The organism is Myxococcus sp. CA005 (assembly GCF_006518205.1).
Lineage (GTDB): Bacteria > Myxococcota > Myxococcia > Myxococcales > Myxococcaceae > Myxococcus > Myxococcus xanthus.
This window is the reverse complement of the sequence record NZ_SRLV01000088.1, coordinates 26,123-37,092: the sequence shown is the minus strand read 5'-3', so window position 1 is coordinate 37,092 and position 10,970 is coordinate 26,123. Positions and strand designations below refer to the sequence as shown.

The 10,970-nt window shown below is 68.9% G+C and carries 9 protein-coding genes; 3 read left to right on the top strand and 6 right to left on the bottom strand.

Going from position 1 to position 10,970, the window contains the following annotated elements:
• Positions 1-55: 55 nt before the first annotated feature.
• Positions 56-2,149 (bottom strand): hypothetical protein, encoded by a 2,094-nt coding sequence (locus tag FMQ63_RS29800; RefSeq protein WP_225909718.1) that lies wholly within the window; start codon positions 2,147-2,149, stop codon positions 56-58.
• A 112-nt stretch (positions 2,150-2,261) separates the two neighbouring features.
• Positions 2,262-2,453 (bottom strand): hypothetical protein, encoded by a 192-nt coding sequence (locus tag FMQ63_RS29795; protein ID WP_011550699.1) that lies wholly within the window; start codon positions 2,451-2,453, stop codon positions 2,262-2,264.
• 133 nt (positions 2,454-2,586) lie between these two features.
• Here FMQ63_RS29795 and FMQ63_RS29790 point away from each other — a divergent pair, with 133 nt between their 5' ends.
• Positions 2,587-3,360, top strand: a complete 774-nt coding sequence (locus FMQ63_RS29790) for an alpha/beta hydrolase (protein ID WP_026114081.1) — start codon at positions 2,587-2,589, stop codon at positions 3,358-3,360.
• A gap of 10 nt (positions 3,361-3,370) precedes the next feature.
• A complete protein-coding gene (locus FMQ63_RS29785; RefSeq protein WP_171452352.1) occupies positions 3,371-3,943 on the top strand; it encodes a DUF2378 family protein in 573 nt (190 codons plus the stop codon).
• A 5-nt stretch (positions 3,944-3,948) separates the two neighbouring features.
• On the opposite strand, the gene FMQ63_RS29780 is transcribed toward FMQ63_RS29785, so the two are convergent.
• From FMQ63_RS29780 to htpX, 4 genes are all read right to left on the bottom strand, one after another.
• Positions 3,949-5,112: an acetyl-CoA carboxylase biotin carboxylase subunit family protein gene (locus tag FMQ63_RS29780; RefSeq protein ID WP_171452351.1), complete on the bottom strand. Its 1,164-nt coding sequence runs from the start codon at positions 5,110-5,112 to the stop codon at positions 3,949-3,951.
• 150 nt (positions 5,113-5,262) lie between these two features.
• Positions 5,263-6,894: a LysM peptidoglycan-binding domain-containing protein gene (locus tag FMQ63_RS29775; protein ID WP_020478293.1), complete on the bottom strand. Its 1,632-nt coding sequence runs from the start codon at positions 6,892-6,894 to the stop codon at positions 5,263-5,265.
• A 171-nt stretch (positions 6,895-7,065) separates the two neighbouring features.
• Entirely contained in the window at positions 7,066-8,439 is a 1,374-nt protein-coding gene (locus tag FMQ63_RS29770) for a porin (protein ID WP_011550694.1), read from the bottom strand.
• A 163-nt stretch (positions 8,440-8,602) separates the two neighbouring features.
• Positions 8,603-9,520 (bottom strand): protease HtpX, encoded by a 918-nt coding sequence (htpX, locus tag FMQ63_RS29765; RefSeq protein ID WP_011550693.1) that lies wholly within the window; start codon positions 9,518-9,520, stop codon positions 8,603-8,605.
• A gap of 526 nt (positions 9,521-10,046) precedes the next feature.
• Between htpX and FMQ63_RS29760 the strand changes: the two genes are divergently transcribed.
• Positions 10,047-10,955, top strand: coding sequence for a peptidoglycan-binding protein (locus FMQ63_RS29760; protein ID WP_011550692.1), 909 nt, complete (start codon positions 10,047-10,049; stop codon positions 10,953-10,955).
• Positions 10,956-10,970 lie beyond the last annotated feature (15 nt).

The following is a 10,970-nucleotide window of genomic DNA, read 5'->3' as shown; positions in this document are numbered from 1 at the left end:
CACCCCAAGTACCTGCCCCAACCCTTCATTCCCTGCCCCCTCACGTTCAGCTCCGTCAAAAGCGCGTCTCCAACTCCAGGTGGAAGAGGTGGCGCGGCGGGTCGGGAGGCACACGCGCCACGCGCGCGTCCTTCAAGTCGAGCACCCACGCGTACCGGCCCCGGGCGGACACGGCGCTCGACACCCTCCACGCGACATCCAGCGCGGTCCGCAGCTCCTGTTGGAGCCGGCTGCGCTCGGAGAGGTCCTGGTCCTTCCACACCAATCGCCCATGCAACTTCAGCGACGAGAGCGGCTGGGCGCGGACATCCAGCACGGCCTGCGCGTCGTAGCGAAGTCCCTTCGTCTCGGGGGCCTGCACGCGCGCGTGTCCGTACTGGAGCGAAACCGTCAGCCCCTTCGCGACGTCGGAGCGCACCCGGGCGGTGACGCCGTACCGCGCGCTGGCGCACAGGTCCGCCACATCTTGCGCGGAGAGCGAGTCATCCGCGCACGCCCCCATCCCGCCCACGCCGTTGTCACGCAACTCCACCTGGAGCGAGGGCTGCAACCAGGGCCGCACCCGAAGGTCCCCGCGCACCGAGGCACGCGCGTGCAGCGTGCCCGCGCTCCCAGACACCGCCCCATCCGCGGGCAGCGTCCAGGCGTCCACCTGCCCTCGCAGCCGCCATGCGCCTTCCTCACGGTGGAGGTAGCGCAGCCGGGCGCCCAGCTCGTTGCGAACGCGCAGGCCTTCCAGCGCATCCGGGCCTGACGGCGCGCCGCTGTAGGGATTGGCGAAACCGCGCCCGTAGTAGCGCAGCGACAGCTCCAGCTCGCGCGCCCCCCCTGACAGCACGGTGCGCTGCACCGCACCGAAGTCCCCGCCGCCACCCGGCGCGGCATCGAAGCTGCGCGTGCCTTCCAAGAAGACGTCCAGCGCGCCACGCCCCCACGCGGCGTCGAGCCCGAATGCGCCAAAGGCACCGCCCGCCGGGTAGCGGGCATTGGGCTGGAAGTCGAGCTTCGCCCCCTCCTGCCCCCACATAGGTCGAGCCATCCAACCGGTGAGCCCCACATGGCTCCGCGACGACATCGCCAGCGTCGCGTTGCCACCGCCCGCCAGCTCTCGGAACATCCCCGACAGCGTCCGCGCCGTCAGCTTCTCCCACCGGCCCTCCGCCACGGACACCCAGACGTCAGGGGCCTTGCACGCGCCACGGGCGGACGACGGACACAGCGAGCGGTCCAGCACCGCATGCCGTGCCAGCGCACGGGACTGATACGAGCCGAAGCCGGTGAGCGACAGCGCGGCCCACGTCCCCAGCGGGCCTCGCACCGTGCCAGCGACGCCCCGGAAGCCCTCGTCCCAGCGGAAGTCCGGGGTGACGTCCGACAGGCGTTCCTCGGGCTCACAACCCGCACTGCCCACCAGACACGAGCGCTCCAATCCCGCCGGAGGACGCACGTCATCATCAGGAAGGAACCCGTCGGGTGACGGCAGCGCCGTGGTGTCCAGTGTGAGCCGTTGCCCGAAGCCCAGCCGATACGTCCCCGCCAGCAGCGACGCGCGCGCTCCCGTCCACTGCACGTACAGCTTGGGCAGCGTGACGGATGTCCCGGGTGCCTCCACCACGAAGGCACGTCGCCGCGCGTCCCTGCGCGGAGGCGCCAGCGTCCGCCGGGCCAGCGTCGTCATCAGCCCCGCTCGAAGCCCCGCGAGCCCTCCAGCGCGGACCTGCAATGCCAGCGGCGGCGGCAGCCCATCCGACGCCGCGAAGGCCATCATCAACCGTGCATCACCCGACAACCGCCCCGGCGTCCGCACGTCCAGGAACGGCGCGAGCCGCCGCGACGCCGCCTCCGTCAACGCGCCACCCGCGGCGCTGCCTTCTCCGCGCGACCGCAGCAGCACGTCCACGTCCGAGTAAGTCAGCCCCGGCAAGCCGTAGAGCGAGGCACGGGACGCCAGCCCCAGGTCCACGCCAGTCCGCCGCAAGGCCAGCAGTGCGGAGAGTGTCTCGGCGGAGATGGCACCCTCTTCCACGAGCGCGAGCAGGTCCTGCGCGCCCACGGACTCGGGCTCCACTTCATACGGCGCGGCATGCACGGGCAGCGCCCCCGCCAGCCACCAACCCAAACACCATCCCACCCAGAGCACCCGACGCACGCACCGCGCCTTGTGCACATCCTGGACCACGATTCCCTACAGCAGCACCCTGCTCACGGGTCGTCCGGCACGCGGACGCGCCGTCCAAAGGCGGGACACGCGTGCCAGGCGCTCAGGCCCGGCCCATGCGCGGGTCGACTTCCAGCAGGTCCCACGCCAGGAAGTACGCGGCCTCCGCGCGGCTCTCCGCGGCGACGTAGCGAAGGCGTGACTCCTCGCTGCCATCCAAGGCCTCGCGCGCATCGCGCAGGTCGGCCTCGGTGGTGAGCAGCAGGACCGCCAGATGCGGGTGTTCCAGCTCCACGGGAGGAACTCCAGATTAAACAGCATTCCGAGCGGATTGGGAGCACCGCGTGGTTCGCCCGTCGCCTGTGCATCCCCGGGGCCAGCGCTTCCCGGCCGGTCACCCCCTCCAGGTATGCTGGCACCCGGTTCCCATGGGCCACGTCCACATCGTCCGAGACTTCCCCTCCCCCCAGGAGGGCTTCGCGCGCACCGTGCGCGTCTACACCCCCCACGCATACGATGCGATGCCGGGCCATCGGTTCCCCGTGCTGTACATGCACGACGGGCAGAACGTGTTCGCCCACCCCGAATCCGCCCTCTTCGAGACCTGGTGCGCCAACCTCGCGTTGGAGCACGGCGTGGGCGAAGGAAGCCTGGAGCCGTGGCTCATCGTCGCAGTGGATTCGGGCGTGGGGCGCGTGCACGACTATTCGCCGTGGAATGAACCGCGCAGCCCGATGCACGCGCGCGGCGAGGCCTACGGCCGCTTCCTGGTGGAGCACCTCAAGCCACTGGTGGACCGCACCTACCGCACCCGGCCGGAGCCGCAGTGGACGGGCGCCATGGGCTCGTCGCTGGGCGGCCTGATTTCGCTCTACCTCGGATGCCGCTATCCGGAGGTGTTCGGCCGTATCGGCGCCCTGTCTCCCACCGTGACGTGGGGCGCCAACCAGCTCTTCGGCGCCTGGTCGGCGCACAGCCGCCGTTGGACGCGCATCTACCTGGACGCGGGCGCCCACGAGTACACGGACGCCAGCGGCGTGCCCGTCTACTACGGCGAATCCACGCGCGCCTTCTACGAGCACCTCAAGCACCTGGGCTACGCGGACCACGAACTGGCGCTGGTGTTGGATCCACATGGCGGGCACCACGAGCGGGACTGGCAGCGGCGCCTGCCATCCGCCATGCGCTGGCTGCTGGGGTGAGGTGCTTCGAATGAAGCACCGCGGGACGGTTCCCCTGGAGCAACGGCTCGTCTACGTCCAGGTGGTGGAGGGCCTGCTCGAGCACGGGCTGCGCGGCAGCGTGTCGCCCCGCCTCAAGCATCGGTTGCGGCAGGCGGGCATCGACCTGGACCGGCCACTGCTGCCGGGCTACCCGGTGCTCCTGTGGGGAAAGTGCCTCGACGTCATCGTCGAGGAGACCCTTCCGGGCCTGCCCCGGGAGGAGGCCTTCCGCCAGCTCGCCGAGCGCCACGTGCAGGGCTACGGGCGCACCGTCGTGGGCCGCGCGGTGTACGGCGTGATGCGGCTGCTGGGCCCCCGCCGCATGGTGCAGCGCCTGCCGCAGACGCTGCGCGCCACCGACAACTACACGGAGGTGGAGCTCACCGAGCAGGGCCCCACCACCTACGCCATGCGGATGAACTCGCGGGTGGACGCGCCCGGCTACGCGGAGGCGCTCTTCGAATCCCTGCTGCGCCTGGGCGGCGCCGAGTCCCCTCGCGTGGCGCGCATCCACGAGGACGCGGACAGCACCACCTACCAGCTCACCTGGACGGAGCGCTGAGCGCGCTACGCCTTGTCCTGGATGAAGCGCACCGTGTCCCGCAGGGCGTCCATGTCCGCGTGGCGGGTGAGGTACATCTCCTCGCCCAGGAGGCTGTGGTAGATGCTCGGCAGCTCGCGGTGGAGGATGAGCGACGTGCCCAGCTTCTTCTCCACGTCCGCGTGCGGGTGCCGGTAGCGGCGGGACTTGCGGCGCGCGCTGTGACAGACGTGGTAGCGCGGCGTGAAGCGAAAGTCCGCCACCGGGTCGCCCGTCACCACCCGCGCCCAGAGCCGGTACACGTCGATGTCACACGTGTAGTTCATCATATCCACCATGAAGCCGCCGGGCGGCCGAAGGTTGGCCTCCAGCACCATGAAGCGGCCATCCGGCAGACGGAAGAACTCCAGGTGGAACCAGCGCTCGCGCAGGCCGAAGGCGGCCACCACCTGCCGGCCCAGTACGTCCAGCGCGGGAGGAATCTCCTTGTGGCTCCAGAAGGAGATGTCTCGCTGCTCCACCACCGTCTCCATGCCTCCGTCGCTGTACTCGTGACTGAGGTTGAAGACGATGACGCCGTGCCGGTCCACGATGCCGTCGTAGGTGACGATGGTGCCGCGCACGAAGGACTGCGCCACATAGGTGGTGGGCAGCGGATGGGACAGGGCCGCGTCCACCTCCTCGTCGCTGGCCACCTTGAAGGTGTTGGCGGCGCCCACGCCCACGTCCGGCTTGAGCACCAGCGGGTAGCCCACGCGCGCGGCGAACGCCATCACCTGCGCGGCGTCCCGGACGCGGATGAGGTCCGGGTGTGGCACGCCCGCTTCGTGGAACACCTCCGCCATGCCGGACTTGGAGCGCAGCCGGTGGATGTCCTCGGGCTGCAGGCCCGGCACGTTGAAGTCCCCACGCAAGCGCGCCTCCACCTCCAGCCAGGACTCGTTGAGCGAGTCGATGCGGTGGATGCGGCCGTGCCGCCACGTGAGGTAGCCCGCCGCGCGGGTGAGCGCATCCTCGTCCATGAGGCTGGGGACGAAGTAGTACTCGCGCAGGGACGCCTTCAACTCGGGACGGAGCGACTCGTAGGACGCGTCACCGATGCCCAGGACCGTGACGCCCCGCTCCCGCAGCGCGGAGATGAAGTGAAAGTAATGCGGAGGGAAGTGGGGGGAGATGAAGACGAAGTTCATGGCTCCTCGGGGCACAGGCGACCATATCGCGCCGCGCGCCCGCGCCCAGTTCCTGACTGAACGCCCGGAGGCGGGAAGTCACTCCTTCCCGCCCCGGGTGCGCCTGGAATCTGGGCTTCCCAACTCCCCGCCCGTCACTCAGCGGAACGACTAGGCGTTCGGCCGGACCATCGACACCTCGAAGTGCCGCTGGACGACGTTGCCGTTGGTGGGACCCTCCCGGTAGAGGTTGCCCGTGTCCTGGTCCACGTAGAAGCGGTTGTTCGGGTTGGTGTCCGCGCCGCGCTGCTGGTGGTTCGTCGCCGGGTCGTGGAACGTGTAGTACGTGCGGCCCTGCTCGTCCGTGCCGCGGCCCGTAATCACCACGAAGTGGTCGGTGATGCCGTCCACGTTGTCCGAGTTCCTGCCGGAGCGGTGGTCCACGCCCACGACGACGGGCTTGCCCGCGTCGAGCTGGCCATCGATGTACTCACGGCCCCGGCGCGCCGCCGCGGCGTTCACCGTGACGCCGCCGTTCGGGTCATCCCCCGTGGCCACCTGGATGCGGTTGTCCGGCCCCGTCACGGTGGCCCCGGCGCCCGCGGCCATCACCACCGCGGCGCGGAAGCAGGCCTTGTCACCGGCGCGCTCCACCTTCGACGCGTTGTACTGGCTGACCCACGGCGTGGCCGTCTGCACTGCCGGGCGGTCCGCCGCGGGCGCAATCTCCGCCGTGTCGTTCAAGTCGGTGGGCGTCGCGCCCCCGGTGGTGTTGGAGGCCTGGAGGTTCTCCGGGCGCGGGCGCGGGATGGGGACCTCGGCGGGCAGCGCCGTGGTGCCCGCCGTGAGGTTCTCCGGGCGCGGGCGCGGGATGGGCGCGTTCTCGACCGCACCACCACCACCACCACCGTCGCGGAAGCCGCGCGCGTCCAGGGCTCGGACCAGCGCCGTCTCACGCCGCGTCTGGTCGGCGCGCAGGCGCTGCTCGTTGTGGTCGAAGCCGGAGGCGCTGATCTGCCCGTTGTCCGTGCGGAACGCATTCACGCGCGCATCGACGAGCGCCTCGGGCGTCACGCCACGCGGGTCCTGCGCCAGCCTGGGCAGCTCGCGGTTGAGGAAGTTCTGCGCCGCGCGGGGCGACTGCGTGTGCAGGTCGTAGAAGGTGGAGGCCAGCAGCGCGTTGTTCGGGTCCAGGCCCGCGCGCTCGGCGGCGCGCTGGTACTGCGGCGTGACGCGGCCCAGCTCGCGGTTCCAGATTTCGTCCGCGTGCGACGGGGAGTTCGCGCCGCCCCCCTGGTAAGAGAACGAGCCCCGGTTGTGCTTGGCATTGCCTGGGTCGGTGTGGCCCCCGTAGCTCGCCGTGAAGCCACCGTTCGGCGTGCGGTTGCCTTCCGAGGTGCCAACGACAATGGCGGACTCGGAGTTGGACCCGCCTTGGCGGAAGGCCGTCAGGTCGACGTTGCGATAGCCATTCTGGGTGCCAGACACCCCAGCGGTGCCCGCCGGCGTGACGCCCTGCGCCACGGTGCCCTGCGCGGTACCAGGCTCAAAGCTGTCACGGTTCTGTGACGTCCCCGTCGGCCGGTTGGCCGGGCGCGGCATCGGACGAGGCGCATTGGCCTCGAAACCATCGTTGGCGCCCGGGATGACCAGGGTCTTCCCGGCGATGATGCGGTCCGGGCTCTGGAGGTTGTTCGCTCGCGCCAGCGCATCAACGGTCGTGTTGTTGCGCCGGGCGATAGCGCTGAGCGTATCTCCCTGGCGGATTCGATAGGAGTTGCTACCAGTCATCAGCGGCTCCATGGAGGAGAAGTAAGTCAGACGCCTCCATGATTTTCCGGATCAATGTCCGAAAGTTGCGCAAGCCACCAAACAACAGCCAGGGTGTTCAAATCCAGCACCCATGAACAAAGCCTGACGCGCTGCACCAGTCACAGGACTGTGACAGCCCCCCGCGGCAGCATCCAGCATTGCTCAATAGTTGACCTGGAGCTGGATGCGCGTCACGTGTCCCTGCTCCTGGATGTACGGATAGCGGGACGAGGTGCGGTCCGAGATGAGGTAGGTGCCCGTCAGCTCCAAGGCCTTGTTGAGCTGCCACTCGGCCCCCATCTCCAGCTCCCGCACGTCGTAGAGCGGCGCGTTCGTCTCGAACTTCTTGCCGCCGTCGTAGAGGGTGCCCCGGATGTAGGGGATGAGGGACACGCCCAGCACGCCGTCCAGCTTGTACATGAGCTGCGCATAACCACCCCGGAGCCGGCGGCTGTCGATGAGCAGGCCCTCGACGGGCCCCTCGCCCAGCGAGGGACCGCGGCCCAGGTTGAACTCGGCCAGGAGCCCCAGCGGCTGCGGATAGATAACCAGGCTGACGATGGCGCGTGCGTCCACCATGTCGGAGCCCCGGGCGAGCGCGTAGGGCGCGCCGTCACGCGGCGAGGCATTGAGGTTGAAGCGGCCGTAGTAGCCGCCCACGCCCGCTTCCACGTACTGCGAGCCGAACAGGAAGGGCCACGTGACGCGAACGACACCATGCGGCGTGTCATTGCGCTCGGCGCGGTTGGCCGTCTGGCCGTTGAAGACGCCGAGGCCGACCACGCCGTAGTCGCCAGAGCCCTTCAGGTTGTTGTCCACGAGGAACTTGAAGCGCTTCCGGATTTCGTCGGGCGCCCAGTAGAAGAAGACGCCCAGGTCGCGCTCGTCCTTGAGCCCGCTGTTGATGGCGTCGTTGCGGTCCAGCGCGAGGCGGTTCTGACTGGACTGGAGGTTCTCGAAGCCGTACGGCACCTTCGACTGGCCCACGCGCAGACGGAACTCCTTCTTCGCGTCCAGGAAGATGTCCGCGTACCAGTCCCGCATGATGGTGACGTTGTACTGGTCCCCGATGACCGACGCGAAGTCCGGCTGGAGGTAGATGGACACGCGGTCGTGGACGTCACCGAACAGCACGAGGCGCGCGCGCCGGATGCCAAAGCCGGTGTTCTTGCCGAGGAAGCGGTCGCCCTGGTCGTTGACCAGTTCGTCATTCACCCGGAAGCTGGGCAGCCGGTTGTAGCGGAACTGCGTGTAGCCCCGAATGCGGATGCGGTCGTACCAGGCCCGCTCCTCCTTCTTGGCCTGGGGCTTCGTCTCCGGCTCGGGCATCGCCGCCTCGGGAACCGGCGTCGGCGTGGGCTCTGACGCGGGAGGCGGCTCGGTGGCGGACGAGGGCGCGGCATCGTCCTGCTGCGCGTGGGCAAGGGGCGCCAGAAGCAGCGCGGAGCCGGACAACAGGACCTGGAGAGCAGCGCGGAACGAAGCAGTGGGGGTCATGACGGCGCGGAACTGCCAGCAGCGCGCGAAAGCGCGCACGAACTCGAGTTTGCAGTCCCGTTACAGGACGAAATGCACGACCGCAACGCACGGGCCTTCGTTGTTGCCTCACCGTCACAGGTCCCGTCGCCGCGTCACAAAGCAGCCCGGCGCATGTCACCTGTTCGTGACATGCGCCGGGGTGACGACCACCGCGCTCGCGTCAGCGCTTCCAGCTGCCGTCCATCAGGCGCTGGATGCGCAGCTCCAGCGGCGGGTGGCTGGAGAAGAGCGCCATCATCCCGCCGCCCCGGATGCCGAACGCCTGCATGTTGGACGGCAGCATGGCCGGCTCCCCCTGCTGCATGCGCAGCCGGTTCAGCGCTCGCGCCATGGCGCCCGGGTCCACCAACTGCGCGCCGCCGTCATCCGCGCGGAACTCACGCCGGCGGCTGTACCAGGCCACAATCATGCTGGCGCCGATGCCAAACACGATTTGGAGCACGATGCTGGTGATGAAGTAGGCCGGCCCCGAGCCGCCGCTCTCCTCGCCATCGTCGGAGCGGCTGAGGAAGCGGTCCACGAAGAAGCCCACCACGCGGCTGAGGAAGATGACGAAGGTGTTGAGCACGCCCTGCAGCAGCGTGAGCGTCACCATGTCACCGTTGGCCACGTGGGCCACCTCGTGGCCGAGCACGGCCTCCACCTCGTCCCGCTTCATGCCATGGAGCAGGCCGGTGGACACCGCGACCAGGGCGCTGTTGCGCCTGGCGCCCGTGGCGAAGGCGTTCATGTCCGGGCTGTCGTAGATGGCCACGTCAGGCATGCCGATGCCCGCGTCGCGGGCCAGCCGGTGCACCGTCTCCACCAGCCAGCGCTCGTCCTCCGAGCGCGGCGACGTGATGACCTTCGCCCCCGTGCTCCACTTGGCCATGGGCTTGGAGATGAGCAGCGAGAAGATGGCGCCGCCGAAGCCCATCACCGCCGCCATGATGAGCAGGCCCGGGAGGTTCAGCCCCACGCCGCGGCGGGCGAGCAGGTTCTCCACCCCGATGAGCTGCCCGACGATCGCCAGCATCGCGACCACCGCGAGGTTGGTCAGGACGAAAAGTGTGATGCGCTTGGCGAAGCTTCCCTTCATGACTCTCTCTCCCTAGAAAAAACCTTGGGGACAACATTCAGCAGCGTGGGACGAATGCAAGCTTCGTCGGCCACTTCTTGTCCCGACCCGACTAGAACAGCCTTCCGGCGGGGCACTTCCCAAGGTTGTTCCTTCAGGAACCTGAGATTTTCTCTATGAAACGGCCTCGACGGGCGTTTCCCCAGGGCTTGATCGGCCGCCGGGTTGGGTGCCTGGGGCTTGCGCGTACGGCTCCACACCAGGGGTGCGTCCCGGGCGCCACACATGCGACTCCATCGCCCCCTCACGCGTCAGCCAATAACAAACCAGACGGCGAAGGCAGAATATTTCCACAACAATGAATGCCACGAATCCCGTCTGCCCACTGTCACCTTGGCGCAAATTTTCTGTCACGCCACAAAACGCAGCTCAATCATGAGCGCGCGCTTGGATTGACACGCGTTCTTGACGGAATCCCAGGCAACTTTCTCTGAGCGGTTGGGAAAATGGATCCAACTCCATTCTTCTTTCAAGGGAAGAGCCCCCCATGGTAGCCATTGCCCGCTCCTCCGCGGCTGCGTCCAGCAGCGCGTCTCGTTCCGCCTCGCCCACGCTGCGCAGCGGAGCGCGCGGTGCGGCCGTGACGCAACTCCAGAACAAGCTCAGGGCCGCGGGCTTCAACCCAGGCGCCTCGGATGGCGTGTTCGGTCCGAAGACGCAGTCGGCGGTGCAAGCCTTCCAGCGTGCGCGTGGGCTCCAGGTAGACGGCATCGTCGGTCCCAAGACGTGGAGCGCGCTCAACTCGGCGGGCGGAGCGGGCGGCTCGGGTCCCACGCTGCGCAATGGCGCGCGGGGTGAGCCGGTGCGTGCGCTCCAGCAGCGGCTCAACGTGCTGGGCTTCAAGTCGGGCACGGCCGACGGCGTGTTCGGTCCGAAGACGCAGTCGGCGGTGAAGGCCTTCCAGCAGTCCCGCGGTCTGGTGGCGGACGGCATCGTCGGTCCCAAGACGTGGGACAAGCTGGGCATCAACGTGCAGGGCCCCGTCACCAACCCGGGCGGTGGCGGTGGCGGTCGGGTCGTCACGGGCTATGTGAACGGGAAGCCGCGGCAGATTTCGCTCTCGTCGGTCCCGAACGGCAAGGAGATGCGCTCGGACGCGGCGGCGGCGTACAACCGCATGTACGCGGCGGCGCGCGCGCAGGGCATCACCCTGAAGGTGAACAGCGGCTTCCGCAGCATGGCGGAGCAGGAAGCGCTGTACCGCGCGTACAAGAACGGCACCGGCAACCTGGCCGCGCCTCCGGGCTACTCCAACCACCAGGGCGGCATCGCGGTGGACGTCAACACGGGCGGCACGGGCACCTCGACGTACCGGTGGATGGCCAACAACGCGAAGAACTTCGGCTTCGTGCGCACCGTCCCGTCCGAGCCCTGGCACTGGGAGTACCGGCCCTGACGCAGGAGAGCGACA

Excerpts from the sequence above, each read along its gene's own strand:
- FMQ63_RS29775 (WP_020478293.1), bottom strand. The coding sequence starts at position 6,894 with ATGGAGCCGCTGATGACTGGTAGCAACTCCTATCGAATCCGCCAGGGA.
- FMQ63_RS29760 (WP_011550692.1), top strand. The coding sequence starts at position 10,047 with ATGGTAGCCATTGCCCGCTCCTCCGCGGCTGCGTCCAGCAGCGCGTCT.
- FMQ63_RS29780 (WP_171452351.1), bottom strand. The coding sequence starts at position 5,112 with ATGAACTTCGTCTTCATCTCCCCCCACTTCCCTCCGCATTACTTTCAC.
- FMQ63_RS29785 (WP_171452352.1), top strand. The coding sequence starts at position 3,371 with ATGAAGCACCGCGGGACGGTTCCCCTGGAGCAACGGCTCGTCTACGTC.
- FMQ63_RS29790 (WP_026114081.1), top strand. The coding sequence starts at position 2,587 with ATGGGCCACGTCCACATCGTCCGAGACTTCCCCTCCCCCCAGGAGGGC.
- htpX (WP_011550693.1), bottom strand. The coding sequence starts at position 9,520 with ATGAAGGGAAGCTTCGCCAAGCGCATCACACTTTTCGTCCTGACCAAC.